Origin of the sequence: Chitinophaga qingshengii, from assembly GCF_014529935.1 — a bacterium.
Taxonomy (GTDB): Bacteria; Bacteroidota; Bacteroidia; order Chitinophagales; family Chitinophagaceae; genus Chitinophaga; species Chitinophaga qingshengii.
On the sequence record NZ_JACVFC010000006.1, the window covers coordinates 197,191 to 220,585 of the forward strand.

Below are 23,395 nucleotides of genomic sequence, written 5' to 3' on the forward strand. Positions count from 1 at the left end.
ATCTCCAAATATCAGGGTATTTCATCTTCTCTGAGGATGTAACTGGTACTGCGGCCACCGGCTGGTTCTTTAACAAGCAGGCCACGTTCCATCAGGTCCTGAATATCCCTTGAAGCTGTATCCTGTGATGTTTTAGTGATGAGCGCCCATTTAGCAGAGGTTAATTTCCCATGAAAGCCATCCAGTAGTTTATTCAACATGAGCCGCTGGCGATCATTGATTGATTGCGCTACAGGGTTCGCCCAAAACGTAGCTTTCCTGATTACTGCTGCCAACAGGCAATCAGAAGCAATGATAGCACGATTCAGGCAACCCAGGAACCATTCCAGCCAACTGGTGATATCTAATGTATCTTTTTGTGTTTTTTCAAGGATATTATAATAATCGTTCCGTTCTATCCGTATTTGTGCAGACATGCTGTAAAAGCGTTGCCGGTTTTGATCTGCCCGCGCCAGCTGCATATCTGTAAGCGCGCGCGCAATACGACCATTACCGTCATCAAAAGGATGAATCGTCACAAACCACAGGTGAATAATCGCCGCTTTGATAACCGGATCTATCTTATCGACCGTATTAAACCAATGAATAAGCCGTTGCATTTCTGTTTCCAGTACCTCGGCATCAGGCGCCTGAAAATGTACACGTTCCCTGCCCATGCCTCCGGAAACCACCTGCATAGGATCATCTTTGGTGTTGTTCCGCCAGGCAGCCACCACAATTTTGTGCATACCGCTGCGTCCCGTGGGAAACAAAGAAGCATGCCACCCAAAAAGACGTTCATCTGATAACGGCTCCATAAAACGCTGGGTGGCGTCCAACATCATCTCCACTACGCCTTCCACATCCCTGTCTGCCGGAATCAAACCAGCCACTTCTATACCAAGGCGGCGGGCCACAGAGGAGCGTACCTGATCCTGATCCAATATCTCCCCTTCTATTTCACTTGACTTCAACACATCTGTTGTCAATGTTTGCAAAGTAGCTTCCTCTTGCAAAGGAAATCCCCAATTCTCCATTTTGCCCAATAACCGACCCCGACGATGGTGAACTTCTGCCAATAAGGCTGCTATTTGCTCAGCCTCCCATTTAAAATCGGGCCATTGCCTTCGCTGGTAGATGTACATGATACCTGTCTTTTTATATGAAAAGTAATTCTTTTTGTCATTTTCACCAATTATTCTCCGCATTTTTTGCGGAGAATAACACTCTTATGCTCCGCATTGCAAAAACGAGGTAAACAGTAACTCCCGCCAATTAGCCATACAAAAAAGTGACTTTTTGCAGCTTTTTTCCTGAAAACGATCAGTTCACCCCACGCCCGGGCAAACTACCTTTGCAGCCACATGGAAGAAACAACGGTCAACCCGACGTGGTACGTAAATGATGCAGCCTTTGACTGGCTGTACCCTCAGCGCATTCAGCAATTATCCAGACGGCACTGGACACCGGTGGAAGTAGCCCGCAAAGCAGCGCGGTTCCTGGCTGCCGGTATTGGCGACCGTATCCTTGACGTAGGCAGCGGCGTAGGCAAATTCTGCCTGATCGGCGGTCATCATTATCCGGAAAGTGTATTCTACGGCGTAGAACAACGGAAAGAGCTGCATAATTTTGCCCGCTCCGCCCAAAGGCTGACCGGCGTTGAAAACGTACAATTTATTCATGGGAACATCACCCAGGTAGATTTTGACGATTTCGATCATTTTTATTTCTACAACGCATTTTTCGAGAACCTGGCCGAAGATGGCCATATAGACCAGGACCTGGAATATTCTTCCAGCCTGTACCATTACTACTGCCGGCAGGTGTTTCAGGGTCTTGCCCATAAACCCGGCGGCACCCGTGTAGTCACCTTTCACAGCCTGGAAGATGAATTACCGCCCACTTACCAGCTGGTAGATGCCAGCGTGGATTTCCTGCTCAAAATGTGGGTAAAACGATCTTAAAAAACAGTACCATGATAATAGCGAAACAATTAACAGGCATTATTGAATCATTACAACAGGCCACCAACAGACAACAGGTAAGCCATATTATCGACGGTATCAGCGGAGAAGACACCGTTCAATTGAAGACATGGCTGGAAAGCCAGTCCCCGCTGGAATGGAACAGCACTCAATGGGACAGCTTCCGCTATGCGCTGATCTGTCTCCGGAAATGCCCGGAACTGCTGTAAAAGGAACCCTTACCCATGTTACGCCACCTCGGAAGAAAAAGAAACTATAAACATAACCTGCGCCTCGCGGTATTACTATGTTTTACCGCGGGGATGGTGAATGCGGCGGGGCTTTTCGCCTTCACGGTACTCACCACCAATGTAACCGGTCACGCTGCGCTGCTGGCGCACAAACTGGCTACGGGCGATTTCCGGGCCGCCCGCATGGTGGGGTTATGGTTATTGCTTTTCCTGGCAGGCGCATTTTTTTCGAGTATTTTTTCCGGCAGAACAGGCCGTTTCGGGCGATGGGGTTATGTGGTACCCATTTTTTGCGAGATGGTCATCCTGCTGCTGGTAGGCTTCTTCGGGCCTACCTACGACCAAAGTATTCTCAAAACAGAATACTTTGCCGGCAGCCTCCTATTTGCCATGGGCATGCAGAACGCACTGGTGTCCACTATTTCGGGGTATGTAGTACGTACCACCCACCTCACCGGGATGTTCACCGATCTGGGCATCGATCTGCATACCTGGTTATTCACACCCGATCATCGTACCACCGATATCCGCAAAAAAATTATCCTCCGGCTGGTGATCATTGTCTTCTTCCTGGCTGGCGGTATTGCGGGCGGGTATGCCTTTCTGAAACTGTCCTATGCTACTTTTTACCTGCCGGCGGCGGTGTTGGTCATAGCGCTGTTTTACGATCTTTTCCGTATACGGCTCCGGAAGATGGTTCACCGTATCAGTATTACTCAGGTATAACTGGCAATAGCCATTAGTTTATCCACATCACGGATAATGATTTTACGGCCCCGGGTCTCCACCAGGCCTTCATCCCGGAAGACTGCTAACGCGCGGATTACGTTTTCCCGGGCTGTTCCTACCAGATTGGCCAGGTCTTCCCGGTTGAGGTTGATCGCATCTTCCCCTTTGATTTTAAACTTTTCCCTAACAATCAGGAGTTGTAATGCCAGGCGCTCGCGAACGGTTTTTTGGGCAAACATGGTGAGATTGTTGACCAGTACCGCGTATTCATGGCTGAGTGTAGTCAGCAGCCGGTTGGTGAGTATAGGAGAATGATCCAGGGCAGCGAGAAAATCATCTTTAGGGATAAAAGCGATGGTACTCTCTTCCAATGCTGCGGCCGTATCGGGATACCGTTCTTCCGAGAGCAGGGCATGATAACCCACCAGTTCACCGGTACGGGCGAGGTTCACGATCTGCTCCCGTCCCTCTTTATCAGCCTTAAACTTCTTCACTTTACCACTGACAATATAGAATATGCCGGCAGGGAAAGCTCCCTCCCGGAAAAGGATTTCCTGTGGTGCGTATGTCCGCTTGCGCTGATGGGCAGTCAGCCGGTCGTACACTTCCTGCGGAAGATCTGCCAACACCGATTCACTGCTGAAATCCCACTGATCTATCGGGAATATGCCTTTGCTCATTGCGCCAAAACTAGCATTTTAAAATTTAAATTTACCTTTGACCTGCTATGAGTTTAGCTGGCCTGTTTCCCATCGATAAATGGAATTTCCAGTCCCGGTCCGTACTAAGTAACCTGCCGGACGAAGAATACACTGCCCTCACCTCGCTGATGACCATCCAGCGGTACAACAAGGGAGAAGTGATATTCCGCGAAGGCGCACCCGCCTTTGGCATTTATTACATTCTGAAAGGGAAGGTAAAAAAATACCGGGCCGACAAAGATGGCGGAGAACAGATTATTTATGTGGCCAATACCGGTGAACTGGTGGGCTATCACGCCATCCTGGCCAATGGGCGCTATCCCGATTCTGCCGCTACGCTGGAAGAGAGTTCCATCGCTTTTATCCCTAAAGATGATTTTCTGCTGCTATTGAACCGTTCCGCTGTGCTGGCACGACGGCTGCTTAAAACGCTGAGTCATGAATTTACCGTGCTGACCAACGGCATCTCTGCCTTTACACAACGGTCTGTGCAAGAGCGATTAGCTATCACCCTCATTGTTTTACGGGAGAAGTATAAAGACGAAGCCCCTTCCGGCCAAAACATACAGATCCGGATACCTCGTGCCGACCTGGCCAATATGGTGGGTACCGGTATTGAAAATGTGACCCGCTTTTTATCTGCCTTCAAACAAGCCGGCGTACTCACGATATCCGGTAAAAACATCTGTATTACCGACGTTAAAAAACTGGTGGAGATCTCCGGTTGCGGCGAGCCGTTGCACCCATAACGCCCTATTTCCGGATATCTTTATACGGCCTTCCCGGCGCCACCCTGTAGGTTCCTGTTTTAGGATAAAACGACCAGGTATTTTTACCGGGGGCGATGTTCATGTGTTGCACCACCTTCCCTTCGTTATCCGTAATATTCCAGAAACCAGGCGCAAGGCCTGCCAGCACTATTTCATAAGACTGATCAGCAGGAACGGCGACAGAAAACGTTGAGTCGATCGCGTTAGTACCAGGCGCCATCACCACGATACGGTTGCCGATCGTGATCACATAACTTTGCGTTGTTTCATAGAAGCTGACAGGCAGTGGCGCTGCGTTTTCGCGGATCATCTGGAATACGGTCAGGTAGCGGTCCTGCTGCTGCGCCGTTTTGGGTGACACCATTATCCGGTATACTGCCGGGGAATTCACTTTATAAGAGAAGCCGAAAGTGCTGGTAGCACTATCTCCGCTCAGGATCACGGTTTCCCTGTTTTCCGGTTTTGGCAGCAGCATGTTCACCTGCGTTTTGCCTGTGATACCGTTCACCGTATTGTGTAACACAAAGCCAGCAGGGGTTTGCTCCGGTTGTTGCAGGGTGGTGATCTGCCAGTATTTTTTGAAAGATGCCTGTGTGGTAGTCATATCATCTGTCAGGATAATGGCTGCCGGTACATCTTCGCGGCCCAGGTTAAGAAAACAAAAGCCGCGTGTATACTGATGCATTTTAGCAGCATAGGCCGCGGTGAGATCTGCTTTAAAATAGCTGTAGCCGGGTCGTTCAGCGGTCACCGGGTTGTAGCTCGCGGAGATAACGGTACCATAATTAAACCACGGATCGGTGGTGGTTTCGGCTGGTGTGACCGGGAAACGCTGACTGAACCGGGAGCCGCCGTCATTGGCCTCTGTACGGAACAATAGCGGTTCCGAAGGATCACGGGCCAACATCATACTGTGGGAAACGGAGCGTTTATTGAAGTTAAAATCATAAGGTGTGCCGTAAGAGAGATACAGGCCTACATGTCCCAGTTGCAGGCCATGATAGTATATTTCGAGTGCACCGGCATCCGCATGCTGGTGATTACCAAAATGATACCCTCCTCCTTTGATCTGTGCGACCACATCGTTGCTGCCGGGCTGGTTGTTCCAGCCGGTACGGGCCACCATGGCGCCAATAACGTTGCCATAGTCTTTTGACAGCGGCAGCGAAGCCAGGCTGGTATCGGGTTTCAGCGCCGGATCGTTGACCAGCAGGAATAACACGGGGTTATCAGGCAGGCCGCCTTCTCTTTCAAATTCAGCTTTCAGGATCGGGTCGTTGGCGTAGGCATAACACAGCAGCATAGTTTGTGGCTGTTTCCAGTAGCTGGTTTTGCGATGCGCACGTACGCTGAACATATCGCCATCGTGCAGCATGGTTCCATCCGGCAGCCGCATATACAGCCACCAGTAGGGAAGGTTTTTAATATTATCATCAAAAACGGGGCGGCCGGTCATACGATAGAACAGCCAGGCGGCGTGCATTTCCCAGCCAAAACGATAGGCGCCGTAATCCACGCCCTGGTCGTGCCGTGGAGAGGCGTATTCAAATTTCCGCATGGGCACCAGTTGTTCCAGGATGATGTAGGAAGCGTATTGATAAGGCAGCGGATCTTCATCGTATATGGCGATGCTCATCGCCAGCAGGTCGCGGTTTACCTGTGCTTCATTACCATGACCATTGATAGCGCTGTTATCGAACGGGGGCCATCCAATCTCCATTTCCCGCGCCTGCCGCATCATGTGATACCGTAATGTTTGTTTAGTGGATGCATCCAGTAGAGGATAACACCAGTCATACACCAGAGCGCCGGTGTAGATAGCGCGGCCCACCTCCCGGGTAATGTCGCCATATTTTACGTTCCCGAATTCCAGCATGGTGAGGTAGCGGGTAATCAGCTCTACCGCCTGGCGGCCGATGGTGGTGTCGCCGGTCATCAGGTAGTAGAAGGCTTTGTTTTCCGCAGCCTGTTCCAGTGCCGTGTTGTAGAACACTTCCTTTTCCGGGTCGAATACAAAGGGGAATGGCTGTAGCGCGGTGGTTTTTACCTTATCCCAGGCGGCTTTGTTTTCGCCGGTAAGCAGCCGTGCTTTAATTACTGGAAATGATTCTTCGTTTAGCCATAAGCGTGGTCTTCCCGGACGGGGGACGATAGCGGGTTTATACAGTTGCGCAGCAGCAGGTACTGTTGGCGGTGTGTATGGTTTAAAAGCGATGTATTGCAGTCGGATACCTTTAGGCAACCAGATTTTCACCTGTTGCCGTGGTGAAGAGAAATCAAATTTGCCGGCAATCTGGGAAGAATGATTCCAGCTATCGAAGACAATGCGTTGGGTGGGACGTTGCCCGGTGAATTGTATTTTCAGCCGGGATGTTTCCACTTTCCCTTGTTGCACGAGCGAGTCGATGTTTTGTTCCGTGACAGCGTAGGTGATCATTTCGTAGGTACCTGACCGTGGGAGGGTTATTTGAAAAACCAGGTCGGGGGGTGTTTGGCTGCTGTCTACGGAAGACATCCGGTCTTTTTTAAGGGCAGCCCATGTTATTTTACCCGGACCTTTCACCAGTTCGGTTGTTTGCCGGTTGACGCCTGCTTTATCCACATTCCATTGCTGTAATTGGGCGGAGGCGGTATACCATCCCAGGGACCATAGGAGTACTCCCACCAGCCGTCTGCTATTGTTGATCATATAGTTATATTCACAGATAATGAAGCAGTTACAATAATAGAGACATTTTGTATACAAAACAACATAAATAAAGTAAACAAAAACATCTTACAAAAACAACATAATAAGTGTATAAAGTACCATACAGCGCCATAGCTTCGTTTTCACAGCAATTAACCGGGTGCAGACATCATTTTCAGAAAATATTTTTTTGTTTACAAAACAAATGTATATTCGTATACAAATAAATTAATACTGCCCGGCTTTCCGGGAACAACAACGCAAATATCAACCAATTAAACCGGCAGCCTTCCTGGCGGCCGCCTGAACTCATCGACAACAGCCATACCACGTGTTACGCGATCATCAGCCGAAGGCTGATACAGGCATTGTATGTGAAAAACGTAAGGTAAGCTGCCAACAACAGAAACTGAACAACCAACATCGCAGATTTTATTTTTAACCTGTAATTTAAAAATATGGTTTTCAACATCCATACCAGGAGCAACCCTGATAGTTTCAGGCCTGGTATCCTGAGATTGTCACTGACGGCAGCACTCTCCCTGTTCCTATTATTCCTATGCCATTCCCGAACGTTTGCCGCAACCGACACACTACGTGTAACCGGCACCGTTACCGATAGTCTCGGCGCGCCCATGCCCGGCGTACTGGTAAAAGTAAACGGCAGCACGCAAGCCACCATCACTGATGCCAGTGGCTACTTTCAACTTAAACAGGTACCCGTCGGCGCTACCATCCTGTTCAGTATGATGGGTTATATGCCCCAGGAAATGAAAGCTGGTAGCGCTCCGCTAACCGTACGCATGCGCCGCGGTGTCCGGCAGCTGGATGAAGTAGTGGTAACAGACGGCTACCGCACCACTACCCGCGCTGCCAACACCAGCGCCATCGGCACTATCAGCGGCGCCGCCCTGGAAAACAAACCTTTCTCCACCTTCATGCAAAGCATGCAGGGCAAAATAGCGGGTGTATCGGCGCCGCTCACCAGCGGCCAGCCCGGCGCCAACGTCAACATCCGTATCCGGGGCGTAGGCTCACTTTCCCTGTCCTCTGACCCGTTGATCATCGTAGATGGCATGATCGTTAATTCCGGTCAGCTTTCAGGCGCGGTGACCACCTCCAACGCACTGGCCGGCATCAACCAAAACGATATTGAAAGCATTGACGTATTAAAAGACGCGGCCGCCACCGCCCTGTATGGTTCCCGTGGCAGCACCGGCGTCATCGTCATCACCACCAAAAGAGGCAAGCTGGGTAAAACACAGGTACGCGCCGACGCAGAAGGCGGCGTTGCCAGCGCCATGCCCCTGCCCCATGCCGGCAAACCACTGAATGCCGCACAATATGCGGAACTGTTCCGCGAAGGCTTGCGCAACTCCGGTTACACCGATCCGCAAATCAACGACCTGGCCGATAAATATGGTCTCAATAGCGGCAAAAGCAACGACTGGTATGACCTCGTAACCCGCACCGGTCGCCAGCAACAGTATAATGTCAGCGTAAACAGCGGTACCGAAAAAACGAAACTGTTCGCTTCCGCCGGTTACTTTAATCAACAGGCGACTACCATCGGCGCAGACTTTAAACGGGTATCCGGCCTGATCAACTTTGACCATCAGATCAACAAACGTTTCCTGCTGTCTGCCGGTGTGAACATCTCCAACGTAGATCAGAACACGCCCTACAGCACCCAATACTCCGGTAACCCCACCTGGGCAGCCCGCGTATTGCGCCCTTTCCAGCTGGCCTACAAAGACGATGGCAGCATCAACACCGCCACCACCGGCAACACCAATTTCCCGGGTATATATAACCCGCTGTGGATCGCCAAATACGACAACAAACGCCTGTCTGAAATGCGTATGCTCGGCAATACCAAACTAAAATGGAATATCTGGGACCAACTGGTATACACCAGCTACTTCAGTGTAGATTATAACACCCTGGAAGAAATCATCTACCTGAATCCTGTCATGGGTGACGGTGTATCTGCCGGAGGTACCAGTAAAAACTACTATTCCCGTTATTTCAACTGGCTTACCCGTAACCAACTGGATTATCGTTACGACATCCCCGGTTACAATAACTTCTACGTAACTGCCTCCGTAGGATATGAAGCACAGAAGTCGAAAAAATACCTGTTGGCCGCCGTGGGTAGCGGATTTCCGTCTGCACATGAAGACCTTACCGCACTCAGTAACGCCGCCAACGCGACAGGCGCCTACGGTCAGTTCAGCAATTATGCCTTCACCTCCCTGTATTCCAACGCCGGCATCAACTATCGTAATAAATACGCGCTTAACGGCTCCTTCAGAAGAGACGGATCTTCCCGGTTCCCTGCCAATAACCGCAATGCCAGCTTCTATTCCATCGGTGGCACCTGGAACGTACATGAAGAAGACTTCTTTCAGCAACAACATATCCTTTCATCACTGAAAATCCGCTCTTCCTATGGCACTACCGGCAACGCCAACCTCGGCAACTATGATTGGATGCCGCAAGCCAGCTACAGTTCGACCTATAGCTATGCCGGCTACAACGGCAGCCAGTACTCCATTATAGGCAATACAGACCTGCGCTGGGAGACTTCCAAAAAATTCGATGCCGGCGCCGACATCGGCTTCAATAATGATCGGTTTGTACTGACCATCGACTACTATCATAATAACATCGACGGTTTGATCCGTGCCGTCAACACCTCTCTCACCACCGGCTTTGGTTCGGTGAGCCAGAACGTAGGCGCCATGCTCAACAAAGGATGGGAGTTTACCATTAAAGGCGATGTATTAAAATACAAAGACTTCAACTGGTACAGCAATTTCAACCTGGCTATCAACAAAAATCAGATCACCCGTTTACCACAGGGTACCCCTGAGCGGAATGATATGTTTTACCTGAAAGAAGGATATAGCTTCAACAACTACTACCTGAAAGAATTTGCCGGCGTAGATACAGAGACAGGCGCACCATTGTACTATACCGATGGCGGTCATGGCGCTACTACCACAGATATTTCCAAAGCATCCTATGTAGTACTCGACCGGTTGTCTATCCCGAAATACGTAGGTGGTTTCAACAACGTGTTTACCTATAAAGGTATCAGTCTCGGTGTGGACTTCAACTACAACCTGGGTTACTGGGTATATGGCGCTTCAGACGTCTACTTCACCTCCGGCGCCAATTACACTTACAACAAATACCAGTTTATCTACGACCGGCGCTGGACTAAAGCCGGTCAACAGACCGATGTACCTAAATACAGCACCACTACCGACAACTCCGTGAGTACTTACCGGCTTTATCGTGGCGACCATATCCGTTTACAGAACATCAGCATTGGTTATGACTTCAGTCACCTGCCACTGGCCAAAAGACTGGGCGTAAACAAACTGTATGTATATGGCCGCGGTACCAACCTGTGGACCAAAACTTTCGATGACCGTTTGCCCTTCGATCCTGAAGTCAGCTATTCCGGTTTCGACTACCAGAATATGCAGAAATACAAAACATTCACTTTCGGGGTTAACGTAGCATTCTAAACTATTGATCATGAAGAAAATCAATCAACATATATGGCTGCCGGTATTATTAGCCGCCACCACATTAATAAGCGCCTGTGGCAAACAGTTCCTGGATGAGCAGCCGCCGACGTCCGTTTCTGTAGAAAAAGGCATCCTCACCGACAGCGATATGATGGAAGCGCTGGCGGGTTTATACAGAAACCTGGACAACTACTTCCTCTTTGGCCGCAACGCCGTTATATTCGGCGATCTGCTGGCAGACAACGTCTATCTCAGCAGCAGTAACTCCACCCGTTTACTGCAGCAGTATAGCTATACTTTTATCGTATCCAGTCCGGAAGCCAAGCTGCTATGGTCGCAGAGCTATTACAGCATCCTGCAGGCCAACCGTATCATCGGCGCACATATCAGTGTTAACAATAACGTTAACCAATTGAGAGGCGAAGCCTATACCCTCCGCGCCTTGTGTTACCTCAACCTGGTGAACTGGTACGCCACCCCATACACCGTAGATCCGGCAGCCCCCGGCGTGCCACTGATCACCCTTTCCACCGATGTAGGCGGCGCTTTTATTAAACCGGCACGTAACTCCGTAGCCCAGGTATACGACCAGATCATCAGCGATCTGGACAGCGCCTACCTGATCATGCCCGATGCCACGCCTTCCGTCCATACCGCCAGCTCCAATTTCATCGCCAAACAGGCTGTTAAGGCCTTACAGGCACGCGCCTACCTCTACAAAGGCGACTATGCCAAAGCCAGAGATGCCGCCCTGCTGGTAGTTAAAAACGGGGGCTACACCCTCGCTGCCGACGATAATGCATTCAACACTTACTGGGGTTCTCCCGCAGGCCGTACCGATAAAGTAGAATCTATTTTTGAGCTGAATAATTCCGCCGCCGCCAACAATGGTCCGGAAGGATTGGATTATATGTATTCCCGTAACGGTCTGGGTGACGTACTCGTTACCGACGACACCTATGCGTTATATACGCCAACGGATAAACGCCGTGCACTCATCACCGATGCCACCCGGGGCGGTTATCAGGCCTATTTCGTGAACAAATACCAGAATGCCAATAAAACCGATAAAGATGAAGTGAAGTTGCTGCGGTATGCAGAAGTACTGCTCACACTGGCCGAATCCTACGCCAGGCTGGGCGATGAGCCGAATGCACTACTATATCTCAACAAAGTAGCCCAAAACAGGGACGCCGCGCTTGTCGCCTATAGCTACACCGGTCCGGCGCTGACAGATGCCATCCTGCTCGAAAGACGCAAGGAGCTTGCCTTTGAAGGACTCCGCTTCTTTGATCTCACCCGGACCAAAGCGGAGATCCACCGGCAAAATATGGGCGCCAAAGCATATACCGGCTACCCGACTGTTAAAACCACTGATTTCAGGCGACTGCAGCCTATTCCGGAAGCAGAAACCGCCGCCAACCCGACCATTCAGCCTAATCCGGGATATTAGTCCCGCCACCTGTAAAAAGCCCCGGAGCGTAACGGCTCCGGGGCTTCCCTTTTATAATAATGCAGGTAACTGCTTCATTTGATAAAACACCTCCGCACCTGCCGCCGCCAGGTAGGCGGCACTATGTTCGCTGGCATATCCCAAAGCCCGGAAACCGCCCGCTTTCGCCGCCTGGATACCTGCCAGGCTATCTTCCACCACCACACAATCAGCCGGATTAAATCCCATAGTAGCAGCTGCGTGCAGAAAAATACCCGGATCAGGTTTCCAGCTGTTGATCGTATAGGCACTGAATATATTACCTTCAAAAAATGGCAACAATCCCGTCAGCCGCAGGTTTAGCTCTATCTTCTTCACAGGGCCACTGGAGGCTACACAGAAGGGAACGGTTATTTGTTCCAGTACCTCCCGGATACCTTCTACAGGCTTCACCTCTTTCTCAAACAATGCATAAGAGCGGGTTCTGTATTGTTCAATAAAATCTGCCGCGAAAGGGAGGTTTGTCAGGGATTGCAGCGTAGCTACTGCTTCAGTAAGGTTTCTGCCGCTCAGCCGGCGTACCGCTTCCTGCTCTTCCATCACAACGCCGTAGGCTGATGCCAACTCCAGTAACACACGGATACCAATAATTTCGCTGTCAACCAGCACGCCGTCACAGTCAAAGATGACGCATTTGACTTTGTTAGGATTCATATGCCTGTCTTTTTGAAACACAAAGATAGGCATCAACCTTCGTGCATCAGCGGCATCAGCAAAAATCATGTCCATCCGTGTTTCCATTTCTGTGCAATCTTCGCGGCCGTCTCAATCATAGCCGGGTCCCAGCGTTCAATCTGCCAGTCCGAATGCGCGAGTGAAGAAGCCTGCAATGCACACATCACCGCATCAAAAGAAACTGCTGCTTCCAGGATATGTGACAGTTCCAGCTGTTGCTGATACAGGGACTCGTCCTCACGGACCTGAGCAGGTAACTGCAAGGGTTGCGGCAGAAAACTATTTTCAGGAAGCGATGTGTTGTTGTTGTTTTTAATGAGCTGGTTCATGCGGAGGAAATCGTTGCGGAAAGCAACCTGACTATCTACAGTAGTTAATCCGGTTCCCAGCTGTTCCAGCACCACATATTTAAGCGAAGGACAAAGGTCTATCGCTTTGTCCAGGTAAGAAAACACCGTATCTGGTACGGCATTGTCATGGGTGTCCCGGCGGACCGTTTTACCAGGCATAGCTTCGGAATGATCCCAGCTACCGCCGGAGATATGTATTTCCCGTACGCGGTGTAGGGGATATAAAGATTTCAGCTCATCGAAAGACAGTTCAAAATTATGCGCCTGGCAGTAGAAATTGTGCAGATCGAGGATGATAAAGCCGTTAACGGGTTCCAGTAATTCGTTGAGGAAATCACCATGTCTTTTCACTTCCTCAAGGGAGTAGGCAAATGCCAGGTTTTCCAGTCCCACCGGGCATCTGCAGGTATCCTGCATACGTTTCAGCCGGTCGCGTCCAATATCGAGGGTAACTGCGGTATACGGGATATTCAGGGGAGCTCCCTGATGGAAGTCTTTGCCAGTCATGAATCCGAAATGTTCGGTCACGTGATCGAACCGGTATTGCTGACTGATTTTTTTAAGATGATGAAGCCATTGTTGCTGTTCGGGTAGCCATCTGCCGGAGAAGATAGAGAAAAAAACACCATGGCCGATCAGCCTGTTTTCCTGGCTATAGGCGGTTAACAATTCCTCAAACCAGGCAGGCACTTCCTCCACAGCATACAGTGTGTCAAAAGACCATTCAATGGCTTCAACACTGGCCGCCTCCATCAATGGAAGGCAGGCGGCCAGCAGATTGTTGTCCAGATTACAGGCGACTGAAGAAAATATTTGTGACACGTTTACGGCATTAAATCAACCCATTCCACAAGCAGGGCAATTGTCGGGATTAGTTTTCTTATCTCCTTTTTTCTCTTCTTTTACAGTCGGGGCCTTATCTTTTTTGCAGGACGTCACGGTTTGCATGGAGATTCCTACCAGGATTGCCCCTAGCAATGATTTTGGCAGTTTCATACATGATGGTTTAAGTTGATTAAAATAATGCGGCCATATATCTGTAAAACGAGGCATCTGCAGAAAAAGTTACAGTCAAATCCACCACTAGATAAGGAAGCAATATTTTATCAGCCCATTCCGCAAGCGGGGCATCCATCAGCCGGAGGCTGCACCCTGGCAGTATCTGTTTTCGCCTTGATGCTGTCTTTTTTCACTTCTTTAACCGCCGGAGGTTTTGTTTGCTGGCAAGAGGTGGCAGATTGTATCGTGATACCCGCCAGCATAGCGCCCAGTAAGGATTTAGGTAGATGCATAATAATATTTTGGGTTAAACTGGCCGGAAAGGTACAAAAAATTACCCTTTGAACTTACCCGGGGAGATGCCGTATCTTTTCCGGTTTCCGGCAGGTTTCATTGCGGGCCACAAACTCCTGTTTTAACTTCTCCGCCGCCTTTTTCTCCGCAGCGCTCCCAGACCACCGCGCTTTACACCGCCGAATAAGCAAAAGGGTGCACCATTATCGTAATTGGATTAACTTTATGCTCCATAAAAATCGATGCAAGTATATGCAGGCCCATAAATGCCCTAACTGTGGCGCATCTATATTCACGGATTATGTCGCCGATTCCAGCCAACGAAAAATGAAAATCAGTTGTGTGTACTGCGACTCCCGGTTTACCATCGACAATCCCGATTACGAGCCGCCAGCTCCAGCTCATCAACGGGTGGAGGAACACGCATCCGCTATCCCTTACAACGCTTCTACCGAGTGGGACCTCAAAGTATCCCGGGCGGTGGGATATACCCTGTTTGGCATATTCCTCTTTTCTTCAGCTTCTATGTGGATAGCGGTATTGAGGGACAACAGCACCAACAGGTCCATCAGTACCGGCCTCGCCATTGCTTTCACCCTGCTGTCGGGATTATTTTATTTCATCGGAAACAGGAGTGCCAGAAAAATAAAACGCCGGAGAGCAGCTGGTATCTTTTACTAGCCTGCCTGGAGACAAATTAATCCTTATAGGCCCGTTTGCCTGAATTGGATATATTTGACCCAACCGATATAACCGTAGCTTATGTATGTAAAAAAGTTACCTGAACTGGACTATGGCGTATCCACTACTATCAAGGCGCTTGGCGGGAAATGGAAAGCCTGTATACTGGACTGTATTTATCTTGAAATTCGTCGCCCCAGTGAAATATGCCGCAATATTACCGGCTTATCCTTACGGGTATTAAATCAGCAGCTGAAAGAACTGGAAGCTGGTAATATTGTTTATAAAAAAATATATGCAGAAGTTCCGCTGCGGGTGGAATATTATCTCACCAGCTGGGGAGAGTCGCTATGGCCGGTTATTGTAGCGATGAATGAATGGGGTAATGCTTACCGGCATCATTATGGTACGGAGAGTTAGGAACCGGGAGGAAACTATCGTTAAATAGAAACCTTCAACCGCTTTTTGACAAATTTTCTTTCTGCTCTACGTAATTCTTTGCTCGTTTCAATGAAATGTTCTTTTTGTTTTTCAACAAGCCGGTACTTCTTTAAGGAAATATCCAAACGTCAGTTCCTCATCATATTCTTTGTTATTAATATAATCTTCCAAACGAAATTTCAATTGTAACAAATGAGCGATCAATCGATCCCTCTCTGTCATCTCAGACTGTGTTTCCCTTCGCGCTGCCGAAAGTTGTTTTCTGGCTTCAGACTCCTCTCCAGGTGAAAGTTTTTCAGTTATTAACACATCATCTGCAAGCTCCTCCAGCTTCTTTTTTGAAAAACTCTTCTTCACATACATAAAACATATTTTTTAACAACGTTCAGTAATCTTACTCCATCCAGAAATAATTGCCTGCCTGCTTCCTGCATGCCATATTTGTCCATATAATGTTTCCTGATTCCAGTTTTAGGTACTAACGAAATGCAGGCTAATTCCCCATATCTTGTTAAACTCAGCTGACAGGCATATCCAATTAAACACCCCTCTCACTTCTTCACTACCCTAAACCCTAAATTACTAAACGACGCCCCACGTTTCACGCTACCGATATCCACGGAATTAAAAAATCCGCAGGCGTTTTTACTGCACCACCAGGAACCACCACGAGCGTGTACCAACCGGCTGCCGGCCTTGTCAGTAGGCAGGTGGCCTTCGCAGTATTCAAAAACGTTCCCGTATATATCGTATAGCCCCCAGGGGTTGGGTTTAAAACTGGCTACGGGCGCGGTATACATGTAGCCGTCGGAGCTGTCGGCCTGAAGATGGTCACGGCCATGCCATATATTGGCGTAGGTAGAAAGAGGGGGCATATCATTACCCCAGAAGTAAGTAGTGGACGCACCTGCACGGGAGGCGATCTCCCATTCATCCAGGGTGGGCAGTCTCACGCCGGCCCATTCACAATAGGCTATCGCATCGCGGTAGCTGATGGTTGCAACCGGATGGTTCATTTTATTTTCGATACCACCCCGGCTGATACCATTAGGATAACGCCAGCAAGCGGTGGAATCCTGGAGCCAGCGGAACTCACGCAGTCCGGGTGTGAAAACCTGTCCGCTTTTGTTACGCTCTGCATCGGTAACGTAGCCGGTGGCCTGCACAAATTTTTCAAATTCGGCGTTGGTCAGTTCGGTGGCTGCGATATCAAATCCGTTGGTGTGCACCGTCCGTAAGGGATTGTTGATATATCCTTTTTTGCCAAGCGTATAGTCGCCAGCCGGTATATGTACAAAGTGCTGCGACTGTCCGTTAACAGCATTTACCCCGGCCAGCAGCAGCAGGACCGGGGTAAATCGTTGCAGACAATATGTTAAAAATCCGCTCATTTACGGATGGTATTGTAATAGTCAGTGGCTCTTTTTATAATCAGGTCTTCGTTGCCTTTATTATAGTCGATATAGGACTGGTAGTCCGCATTATCGCCGTACAATTTCCGGTATGACTGGGAAACCATGAATGGATTGTATTCATTGTTTTTCATCAACAACATCAACAATGTCAGCAGGTCGCGGTCTTTCTGATCTTTGTTGTATGTTTCAATGATAAAGGGGATCATTTCCCGTCCGTTGATTTCCACGATAGCCATCTTGTAATTGGCCCCCATTCTTTTGCTGCGGTTTACAGACTCCTTGATCAGCGCCATTACAGAATCGCGGTTGCTGATCAGGAACTTGCTCTGCCGGTCGCTCCAGACACTTTCCTCCATACCATCGGCCATCTGGCCGAATATCTTTTTGTCCTCATCCTGGATAGGCGGCCGGACATCGCAGTTCTGGGCACTGATCTCAGCATGAATCATATGGTAAGTAAACTTCTCCCGTAAAGACAACGGCAGGTAATCCTTGTTCTCCATGGGGGAGCTATCGTCCTCTTTATAAGGGATCTTGTCGATCAACGCCTTTACTTTGGCCAGCCCATAAGGAGGTACCGTTAATTTTCTTCTGTACTCTGCGTAGGCCAGGCTGGACTTACTGGGATTTTTCCATTCCGGTGGCTCTTCCTGGGCCGAGAGGCGTAAACATCCTAAAATGGCGGCAACAAACATCAGGTATTTCATGTTTTTCTGTTTAGACTGCTAAATTAAGACATCTTCGCATTATTTAACCCTCCTGGACTCACTTTCAAGACCGGAGCTACGCTCCCGTACCTTTGCCAGTTTCACGTTACCGAAGCGGTAACTGAAGCCCAACCGAAGCTGGCGGGAATCGTCGTATCCTTTGTTCCGGTAGTACAGGCCGTCGAAATCCCGGACACCGTACCAGCGGGCAGTCTGAAAGAGATCGTTGATGCCGATCCGCACCGTGCCCTGATCTTTCAGCACCTTCCGTTGCACCCCGATATTCATTTGCCAATTATGTTTGCTTCGCTGGAAACCGCCGTAGATATCCGGTGACTGATAATTACCACTCACCTCCGCCTGTGTTTTTTTATCAAGATCAAAAACCTGCTGTACGTTGAGCTGTACAGTGTTCACAGCGATGGTCGCCTGCCGGCGTTCATCAAAAGTGATCTGGTTTTGTTTATAGAAGGCGTTTACATTGGCCGAAATGCTCCACCAGGGCAGTGGCGACACATTAGACGACAGGTTCAGCGCCAGCAGATGCTGCGAGCCTACGTTCTTTGGTGTCATCACCATTTTGTTGCCATCGATACTATCCGATATCGGCACAAACATATCACGGCGATGGGTATACGTTAATGTAGCCGAGATAATGCCCGTAGCATTATACCCCATGCTGACGCTGTTGGAGTACTGTGGACGCAGGAATGCATTCCCCTGCCAGGAGGACAGTTCATCCAGTTGATAGGAGAATGGATTCAGGTCTGTATACGTAGGACGATCTATTTTCCGGTTGTACAGCAGCGAAAAATGATGCAGTTCCGAAGGGCGGTAGGACAATTGCATGGATGGGAAGAAGTCCACATAACGGTTACTTACCTGCTGCGTAGTATCCTTGGCGGTAGTCTGCGTTTTTGCATGCAATACACCATCCGCAATAGTTTGCTCTACCCGCAAACCTGCCTGTAGCTTCCACCGCCCCCATTGCTGGTCGGCCATTGCGTAGGCGGCGTATACTTTTTCATCGTACCGGAAGGTATTGCTTTTCCGTTCATTCAGCAAGTCTGCGTTGCCTTTTACATCAAAAATCTGTACCCGGTTATCACTCACGACTGCATTTCCTTTCACACCGGCATAAATTTTACCGCGCTGTACAGGTTGTTCGTAGTCGGCTTTGATACCGTAGATGTTGATATCGCTGTTATTGAAAGTACGCAGCGTATACTGGTCTGTTTCCGTAACACTATCGGCTTTCAGGAAATGGTTGTACAGGATATTTTTGATACGGGCACGGTAATAGCCGTAATCCAGGTCGGTAGTGAATAGCCGGCCCGTTGTATCCTTGTATTGGTAATTAACATTATAGTTCTTCCAGTTTTGTTTCTGGGAATAATAGTCGTTGGTAGCTTTCAGCATGGATGTTAACTGTCCGGTAGCCGCATCCGAAAGGTATGTCGTGGTATTGGTCATACCCGGACCGAAGTATAGATTGGCATTCATCATAACGCCCAGGGTATGCCGGCTGTTGATGTTATAATCGGCGCCCAGTTTGAAATTTACGGGGTTACGCATATCCACATCCCGGGTGCGGTTGTCGATAATTTCTCCTTCCTGTATCCGGTAAAAATCATATTCCATGTTATGATACCCGAAGTAGTGATTGTAGTTACCATACAGGTTAAATTTACCTGTGCGGTAATTGAGATTGAGGGCAGCCTCTGTTTTCGGTGTTTGTCCGAAATGCATACCGGCGGCGATATCTCCATTAAATCCGGAGGCTGTGTTTTTCTTCAGCCGGATGTTGATAATACCGCCGCTGCCGGCCGCATCGTATTTACTGGATGGATTCGGCAACATTTCAATACTATGAATATTGGCGGATTGCAATGATTTCAGTAATGCCGCCAGCGCGTCGCCCTGCATGTAGGTAGGCTTACCATCGATATACACCGTTACACCGGACTTTCCGTTCAGGGAGATGTTATTGGTGGGGTCTACCATTACGCCCGGAGAGCGTTTCAACAGTTCCAGTGCGTTGCTTCCCATAGCGTTTACACTGTTACTGACATTGTATACTATTTTGCCATCTTTAAATTCCACCGGTTTCTTTTTAGATACAATGGAGATTTCCTTCAATTCCTTAATGGTCGAGTCTTTCTTTTGGGCAGTTACGTAGGCGGGTAAACTGACCAGCACCAACAAGATAAATTTATGCATACAGTACAATCAAAGCATACAAAATACTGAAGGGATATGGATTCTAATAACCATTCATAAAAAAGCCGGGAATATTTTCCCGGCCTTTCAGGTGTTATTCAACTGTCGTCAAATCAGTGATCATCCCACGAATCTCTTTCACGTATTTACCGTAGTACATATCTAATCCCCATTCTGTGGCCGCGCCTATCAAAGCTACAAGTCCCACAAATGCGACTACCAGTACCATGATTACTTTTGCATCAACATTTCCGTCAATTATTTTCAGTATATAAGGCACTTCCATCATGCCATACATGGTTATAAAACCGAGGGCCAGTACCACTATGATGTAAGAAAAAGCGCGGTACATTTCCAGGTGAATTTTGATTTCATAATACGTACTATACAAATGTTCCCGGGTAGATAAATCTGCGCTGGTTAATCGCTGATAAAAGAGATAAAATTTAAAGAGATAATAAGCGGATATGGACATGGTGACAGCATAGAGGCAATAGTAACCCACTGTCATTGTGGAGTTCATGGTAAGATAACGAGGCAGGAGCGACAACAGGATGAGGCCCAGTACCTGCAGCATACCTTCCTGCTTCATTTGTTTCCTGATCTTGTTTACAGGCTGAATAGCGTTATTGTGATGCATATGAATTAGTTTTTTCGTGTGGTAAATATTAGTTCAGAACGGGTGTAACGGTATATCCTTTTTTGCGGAGCAGTGCTATGACACCGGTGTCACCTGCCAGATGCCCGGAGCCTACAGCAAAGAAGCAGCTGTTGGCCTTCATCATGTCCGGCATCCTGTCCGCCCAATTGGTATTGCGGCGTGTCAGCAGCCAGTAGGTCATATCCTGATCGCCCATTTCCTGGCGAAGTACATCAATGTTTTCCGTTTTATAGGCATTGATCATGCGGGCAGTCATCGTTTGCTGGGAATCGAGGGTGGTGAGGTATTTAAAGAAGTATTCATCAGAAAAACCTTTATTCATATAATCCACTTGTTCCTCCATTGTTTCCAGCATAGCGATTTTCATTTTTTGCTGCTGTGCGCGTTGGTATAATATTGATTCGAGGTTTACTTGTTGGGGGCAGCTGAAGCTCAGCTGAGCGAAAATACTCACCAGGGCGCTCAGCCGTATGCTGTCGAAACGTTGCAGGGGTACGCCTGCGCGGGCGCGCAGCACCGAATCGATGAGCGCGTATTTTTCTTTGGACAGTCGCTGACTTTGGGGAATGTCTGACCGGACTGCTCTTTGTGCCACTTTCAGTTCAGCAGGATCGAAGATATTGGCTTCCATTACCAGTTGTGCTGTACCGGAAAATGCTTCTTTTACATTTTCCCTGAGCATAAAATCATCTTTACACAGCAGGTGAAAGGTACCAAACAGGTAAGAGGGTTTATCGAGTCCGTTACCGGAAATCTTCCACAGCAGGGCTTTTTCCGTGGGTGATGGCGTGGCGGCATGAACAGCAGTAGTAAGAGTACCTATAACAGCAATGGCGAAGGAGAGTTTTCTGCGTAAATGTTTCATCGTTAAAAAGTTTATTTACAGTATTAGTTGCTGCAGATAAACTTTTGTTACACTTTTACGAAAAAAAATTTCCGGCACTAAGAATAGTACCGGATCAGATTCTAAGTGGATACAGTTCAGATATCTATCATTTCCTGTGCAGCTTCCATAGGTACGTCTGTTCCTGCGTCGATCACTCCTATGAGTGAGTATTTTCCTTTGGGTAGTTTATCGGGTATTACAAATTCCACCACACGTCGTTGTTCAGGGAACAAGGGAAACATGGGTACATCGATCTTTGTTTTATCGCCTGTAGCGATATTGGACAGCTCCAGATAGCTGTTACATTCCAGCTGCACCGTCCCGGTATTCTGGCATACGATATGACATACCCGGGCGCTGGTATCGGCGTGGTCGAAGGAGAGTATCTTCACATCTTTATAGGTAAGGGATGGGGGTGTCTGATAAAGGTGTATTCCTATCCTCACTTTATTTTGCACATTCGTTTTCAGGCCGGTAGGTGATTCTACCACCTGTTCTTCCGTCGTTTCGAAGAAGAGCATGGTCCATTTCATTTCACCGGTAGCGGCGGCAGAATCGGGTACCTGCATTTTAATCGGAATATCGAGGGTTTGCCCCGTATCTACTTCCGCAAACGTCCTATCCAGTTTTACCCAGCGGGAGCAGGATCGTTCGGTGGAGCCGGGTGCGGTATAAACATGTGCGCCCGTTGAATCCCTGATCCAGTCGCTGAGGTACAGCGAAAATTGTTTCTTTTTGTTCAGGTGGTTGACGATAAACACGTGGGCAGTACCGGTTTGCCCGTTATTCAGTTTAAAGTCAACCGTCGATGGTTTTATGGTCAATCCTCTTCTTTCAGCAGCGCTATCCGCCGCTTTTTTGGGACTCCTGGGTGCGGGTGGCAAACCAGGAGTCATTTTTGATCTGCTGGTATCAACAGCAAGCCCTGTGGGTATACTTTTTTTACCGGTGGTATCCTGGGCCTTTATAAACAGAACGCTGAACAGCAGGAATAATAATAGCATCAACTGTTTCATAGCACGGTAGAATTTGATGATATTGAATTATATATTCGGTTTTCCGTCTGAGCAATAAATTAAGTGTTCCAATTTTCTGATATCTGTTATAATAATTTTTCCCTCTTTTATCTGGATAATTTTTTCATCACGCAGATCACCGAGTGTTCTGATCAGGGATTCTTTCGCCACGCCGGCCAGTGCAGCCAGGTTGCAACGACTGATACTCATACTCAATTCGCCCTGATTGGTAGGATTGTATTTCTTACAGGTGATCAGCAATGCTTCTGCCACTTTCTTACGGAGCGGGCTATAGGCCATCCGTAGCATTTGTTCCTGTTTTTCCGCGATGTTACCGGCGAGTATGTCCAGGAATTTACGCAGAAAGCTGCTGTTGTATTCGAAATGAAGTTCCAGATCGGTACGGGAAATGATGATAAGCTCGGCGTCTTCAATTACCTCTGCCGTTTCACGGTATCTGCCGCCATCCAGCAGGGCATTGAATCCGATAAAATCACCTTCGTGATACAAACCTGTGATAAGCTCTTTTCCCTCTTCATTCCATTTACTGGTCTTTACTTTTCCTTTGAGGATGTAGAATATGGACGCCGCGGTTTTCCCTTCTGCATAAATAATTCGTTTCTTTTTAATACTGATTACGTTGCCGTCATTGACCTGCGTTTTCAGCAGTTCGTCTACAGTGGTAACAGGGTTAAAAGAATGCATAGCCGGGGTTAATGAGTGTTTACAATCCGCTTCCTCTTCAATAAACATTACCTTTTTCATCTTTCAGCAAATTAATTAGAACATGACAATGACATACATACTAACTCGTTTTTGGGGAACGGTTCAGCAATTAAACGGGATATGGTTAAATTTTCTTGAAAGAGACGGTGTTTTCTTTCGGGGTTATCATTAGGATAGAGCTATCACGATTTGGGGTACATACTCGAA

Annotated in this window: 23 protein-coding genes; 8 read left to right on the forward strand and 15 right to left on the reverse strand. The window is 48.3% G+C overall.

The window, feature by feature from the left end; genetic code table 11:
* Nucleotides 1-11: 11 nt before the first annotated feature.
* Nucleotides 12-1,124, reverse strand: a complete 1,113-nt coding sequence (locus ICL07_RS30295; RefSeq protein WP_188091797.1) for a Fic family protein — start codon at nt 1,122-1,124, stop codon at nt 12-14.
* 219 nt (nt 1,125-1,343) lie between these two features.
* Between ICL07_RS30295 and ICL07_RS30300 the strand changes: the two genes are divergently transcribed.
* The 3 genes from ICL07_RS30300 to ICL07_RS30310 are packed head-to-tail and all read left to right on the forward strand — an operon-like array spanning nt 1,344 to nt 2,920.
* The gene (locus ICL07_RS30300; protein WP_188091798.1) at nt 1,344-1,943 is read left to right on the forward strand and encodes a methyltransferase domain-containing protein; all 600 of its coding nucleotides are present in this window, start codon (nt 1,344-1,346) and stop codon (nt 1,941-1,943) included.
* A gap of 11 nt (nt 1,944-1,954) precedes the next feature.
* Nucleotides 1,955-2,173 carry a hypothetical protein gene (locus ICL07_RS30305; RefSeq protein WP_188091799.1) on the forward strand — a complete coding sequence of 73 codons (219 nt, stop codon included), beginning with the start codon at nt 1,955-1,957 and terminating at the stop codon, nt 2,171-2,173.
* Between the two features lie 15 nt (nt 2,174-2,188).
* Nucleotides 2,189-2,920 (forward strand): YoaK family protein, encoded by a 732-nt coding sequence (locus ICL07_RS30310; RefSeq protein WP_188091800.1) that lies wholly within the window; start codon nt 2,189-2,191, stop codon nt 2,918-2,920.
* Here the strand turns inward: ICL07_RS30310 and ICL07_RS30315 are convergent.
* Entirely contained in the window at nt 2,911-3,603 is a 693-nt protein-coding gene (locus ICL07_RS30315; protein ID WP_188091801.1) for a Crp/Fnr family transcriptional regulator, read from the reverse strand. The two genes, ICL07_RS30310 and ICL07_RS30315, sit on opposite strands and share 10 nt — an antisense overlap.
* Nucleotides 3,604-3,650: 47 nt before the next feature.
* Here ICL07_RS30315 and ICL07_RS30320 point away from each other — a divergent pair, with 47 nt between their 5' ends.
* Nucleotides 3,651-4,373: a Crp/Fnr family transcriptional regulator gene (locus tag ICL07_RS30320; RefSeq protein WP_188091802.1), complete on the forward strand. Its 723-nt coding sequence runs from the start codon at nt 3,651-3,653 to the stop codon at nt 4,371-4,373.
* A 4-nt stretch (nt 4,374-4,377) separates the two neighbouring features.
* Here ICL07_RS30320 and ICL07_RS30325 read toward each other — a convergent pair whose 3' ends face one another.
* Nucleotides 4,378-7,083, reverse strand: a complete 2,706-nt coding sequence (locus ICL07_RS30325; RefSeq protein WP_188091803.1) for a hypothetical protein — start codon at nt 7,081-7,083, stop codon at nt 4,378-4,380.
* Nucleotides 7,084-7,541: 458 nt separating this feature from the next.
* Here ICL07_RS30325 and ICL07_RS30330 point away from each other — a divergent pair, with 458 nt between their 5' ends.
* Both ICL07_RS30330 and ICL07_RS30335 read left to right on the forward strand, forming a co-directional pair.
* The gene (locus tag ICL07_RS30330; RefSeq protein WP_188091804.1) at nt 7,542-10,622 is read left to right on the forward strand and encodes a SusC/RagA family TonB-linked outer membrane protein; all 3,081 of its coding nucleotides are present in this window, start codon (nt 7,542-7,544) and stop codon (nt 10,620-10,622) included.
* Between the two features lie 10 nt (nt 10,623-10,632).
* Complete coding sequence (locus ICL07_RS30335) at nt 10,633-12,078, forward strand: RagB/SusD family nutrient uptake outer membrane protein (protein ID WP_188091805.1); 1,446 nt, start codon at nt 10,633-10,635, stop codon at nt 12,076-12,078.
* A gap of 51 nt (nt 12,079-12,129) precedes the next feature.
* On the opposite strand, the gene ICL07_RS30340 is transcribed toward ICL07_RS30335, so the two are convergent.
* The 4 genes from ICL07_RS30340 to ICL07_RS30355 form a co-directional block, all read right to left on the reverse strand.
* A complete protein-coding gene (locus ICL07_RS30340) occupies nt 12,130-12,771 on the reverse strand; it encodes an HAD family hydrolase (RefSeq protein ID WP_188091806.1) in 642 nt (213 codons plus the stop codon).
* A 65-nt stretch (nt 12,772-12,836) separates the two neighbouring features.
* Nucleotides 12,837-13,964 carry a multinuclear nonheme iron-dependent oxidase gene (locus ICL07_RS30345; RefSeq protein ID WP_343071133.1) on the reverse strand — a complete coding sequence of 376 codons (1,128 nt, stop codon included), beginning with the start codon at nt 13,962-13,964 and terminating at the stop codon, nt 12,837-12,839.
* A 15-nt stretch (nt 13,965-13,979) separates the two neighbouring features.
* Nucleotides 13,980-14,138: a chryseobasin-related MNIO class RiPP peptide gene (locus ICL07_RS30350; RefSeq protein WP_188091807.1), complete on the reverse strand. Its 159-nt coding sequence runs from the start codon at nt 14,136-14,138 to the stop codon at nt 13,980-13,982.
* Nucleotides 14,139-14,248: 110 nt separating this feature from the next.
* Nucleotides 14,249-14,434, reverse strand: a complete 186-nt coding sequence (locus ICL07_RS30355) for a chryseobasin-related MNIO class RiPP peptide (RefSeq protein WP_188091808.1) — start codon at nt 14,432-14,434, stop codon at nt 14,249-14,251.
* A gap of 253 nt (nt 14,435-14,687) precedes the next feature.
* On the opposite strand from ICL07_RS30355, the gene ICL07_RS30360 reads away from it, so the two are divergent.
* Both ICL07_RS30360 and ICL07_RS30365 read left to right on the forward strand, forming a co-directional pair.
* Complete coding sequence (locus tag ICL07_RS30360) at nt 14,688-15,116, forward strand: TFIIB-type zinc ribbon-containing protein (protein ID WP_188091809.1); 429 nt, start codon at nt 14,688-14,690, stop codon at nt 15,114-15,116.
* Nucleotides 15,117-15,197: 81 nt separating this feature from the next.
* Nucleotides 15,198-15,536: a winged helix-turn-helix transcriptional regulator gene (locus tag ICL07_RS30365; RefSeq protein WP_188091810.1), complete on the forward strand. Its 339-nt coding sequence runs from the start codon at nt 15,198-15,200 to the stop codon at nt 15,534-15,536.
* A 111-nt stretch (nt 15,537-15,647) separates the two neighbouring features.
* Here the strand turns inward: ICL07_RS30365 and ICL07_RS30370 are convergent, their stop codons facing one another.
* From ICL07_RS30370 to ICL07_RS30405, 8 genes are all read right to left on the reverse strand, one after another.
* Nucleotides 15,648-15,920, reverse strand: coding sequence for a hypothetical protein (locus ICL07_RS30370; RefSeq protein ID WP_188091811.1), 273 nt, complete (start codon nt 15,918-15,920; stop codon nt 15,648-15,650).
* Nucleotides 15,921-16,108: 188 nt separating this feature from the next.
* Nucleotides 16,109-16,948 carry a formylglycine-generating enzyme family protein gene (locus ICL07_RS30375; RefSeq protein ID WP_188091812.1) on the reverse strand — a complete coding sequence of 280 codons (840 nt, stop codon included), beginning with the start codon at nt 16,946-16,948 and terminating at the stop codon, nt 16,109-16,111.
* Nucleotides 16,945-17,679 (reverse strand): hypothetical protein, encoded by a 735-nt coding sequence (locus ICL07_RS30380; protein ID WP_188091813.1) that lies wholly within the window; start codon nt 17,677-17,679, stop codon nt 16,945-16,947. The genes ICL07_RS30375 and ICL07_RS30380 overlap by 4 nt, the downstream gene beginning before the upstream one ends.
* A gap of 39 nt (nt 17,680-17,718) precedes the next feature.
* Nucleotides 17,719-19,899, reverse strand: coding sequence for an outer membrane beta-barrel family protein (locus tag ICL07_RS30385; protein ID WP_188091814.1), 2,181 nt, complete (start codon nt 19,897-19,899; stop codon nt 17,719-17,721).
* 94 nt (nt 19,900-19,993) lie between these two features.
* Nucleotides 19,994-20,539: a hypothetical protein gene (locus tag ICL07_RS30390; RefSeq protein ID WP_188091815.1), complete on the reverse strand. Its 546-nt coding sequence runs from the start codon at nt 20,537-20,539 to the stop codon at nt 19,994-19,996.
* Nucleotides 20,540-20,567: 28 nt separating this feature from the next.
* On the reverse strand, nt 20,568-21,425 hold the full coding sequence (locus ICL07_RS30395) for a TraB/GumN family protein (protein ID WP_188091816.1): 858 nt from the start codon (nt 21,423-21,425) through the stop codon (nt 20,568-20,570).
* Between the two features lie 116 nt (nt 21,426-21,541).
* Nucleotides 21,542-22,462, reverse strand: coding sequence for a hypothetical protein (locus ICL07_RS30400; RefSeq protein ID WP_188091817.1), 921 nt, complete (start codon nt 22,460-22,462; stop codon nt 21,542-21,544).
* Nucleotides 22,463-22,489: 27 nt separating this feature from the next.
* Nucleotides 22,490-23,227, reverse strand: coding sequence for a Crp/Fnr family transcriptional regulator (locus ICL07_RS30405; protein WP_188091818.1), 738 nt, complete (start codon nt 23,225-23,227; stop codon nt 22,490-22,492).
* Nucleotides 23,228-23,395: the final 168 nt, after the last annotated feature.

Excerpts from the sequence above, each read along its gene's own strand:
- ICL07_RS30295 (WP_188091797.1), bottom strand. The coding sequence starts at position 1,124 with ATGTACATCTACCAGCGAAGGCAATGGCCCGATTTTAAATGGGAGGCT.
- ICL07_RS30300 (WP_188091798.1), top strand. The coding sequence starts at position 1,344 with ATGGAAGAAACAACGGTCAACCCGACGTGGTACGTAAATGATGCAGCC.
- ICL07_RS30305 (WP_188091799.1), top strand. The coding sequence starts at position 1,955 with ATGATAATAGCGAAACAATTAACAGGCATTATTGAATCATTACAACAG.
- ICL07_RS30310 (WP_188091800.1), top strand. The coding sequence starts at position 2,189 with ATGTTACGCCACCTCGGAAGAAAAAGAAACTATAAACATAACCTGCGC.
- ICL07_RS30315 (WP_188091801.1), bottom strand. The coding sequence starts at position 3,603 with ATGAGCAAAGGCATATTCCCGATAGATCAGTGGGATTTCAGCAGTGAA.
- ICL07_RS30320 (WP_188091802.1), top strand. The coding sequence starts at position 3,651 with ATGAGTTTAGCTGGCCTGTTTCCCATCGATAAATGGAATTTCCAGTCC.
- ICL07_RS30325 (WP_188091803.1), bottom strand. The coding sequence starts at position 7,083 with ATGATCAACAATAGCAGACGGCTGGTGGGAGTACTCCTATGGTCCCTG.
- ICL07_RS30330 (WP_188091804.1), top strand. The coding sequence starts at position 7,542 with ATGGTTTTCAACATCCATACCAGGAGCAACCCTGATAGTTTCAGGCCT.
- ICL07_RS30335 (WP_188091805.1), top strand. The coding sequence starts at position 10,633 with ATGAAGAAAATCAATCAACATATATGGCTGCCGGTATTATTAGCCGCC.
- ICL07_RS30340 (WP_188091806.1), bottom strand. The coding sequence starts at position 12,771 with ATGAATCCTAACAAAGTCAAATGCGTCATCTTTGACTGTGACGGCGTG.
- ICL07_RS30350 (WP_188091807.1), bottom strand. The coding sequence starts at position 14,138 with ATGAAACTGCCAAAATCATTGCTAGGGGCAATCCTGGTAGGAATCTCC.
- ICL07_RS30355 (WP_188091808.1), bottom strand. The coding sequence starts at position 14,434 with ATGCATCTACCTAAATCCTTACTGGGCGCTATGCTGGCGGGTATCACG.
- ICL07_RS30360 (WP_188091809.1), top strand. The coding sequence starts at position 14,688 with ATGCAGGCCCATAAATGCCCTAACTGTGGCGCATCTATATTCACGGAT.
- ICL07_RS30365 (WP_188091810.1), top strand. The coding sequence starts at position 15,198 with ATGTATGTAAAAAAGTTACCTGAACTGGACTATGGCGTATCCACTACT.
- ICL07_RS30370 (WP_188091811.1), bottom strand. The coding sequence starts at position 15,920 with ATGTATGTGAAGAAGAGTTTTTCAAAAAAGAAGCTGGAGGAGCTTGCA.
- ICL07_RS30375 (WP_188091812.1), bottom strand. The coding sequence starts at position 16,948 with ATGAGCGGATTTTTAACATATTGTCTGCAACGATTTACCCCGGTCCTG.
- ICL07_RS30380 (WP_188091813.1), bottom strand. The coding sequence starts at position 17,679 with ATGAAATACCTGATGTTTGTTGCCGCCATTTTAGGATGTTTACGCCTC.
- ICL07_RS30385 (WP_188091814.1), bottom strand. The coding sequence starts at position 19,899 with ATGCATAAATTTATCTTGTTGGTGCTGGTCAGTTTACCCGCCTACGTA.
- ICL07_RS30390 (WP_188091815.1), bottom strand. The coding sequence starts at position 20,539 with ATGCATCACAATAACGCTATTCAGCCTGTAAACAAGATCAGGAAACAA.
- ICL07_RS30395 (WP_188091816.1), bottom strand. The coding sequence starts at position 21,425 with ATGAAACATTTACGCAGAAAACTCTCCTTCGCCATTGCTGTTATAGGT.
- ICL07_RS30400 (WP_188091817.1), bottom strand. The coding sequence starts at position 22,462 with ATGAAACAGTTGATGCTATTATTATTCCTGCTGTTCAGCGTTCTGTTT.
- ICL07_RS30405 (WP_188091818.1), bottom strand. The coding sequence starts at position 23,227 with ATGAAAAAGGTAATGTTTATTGAAGAGGAAGCGGATTGTAAACACTCA.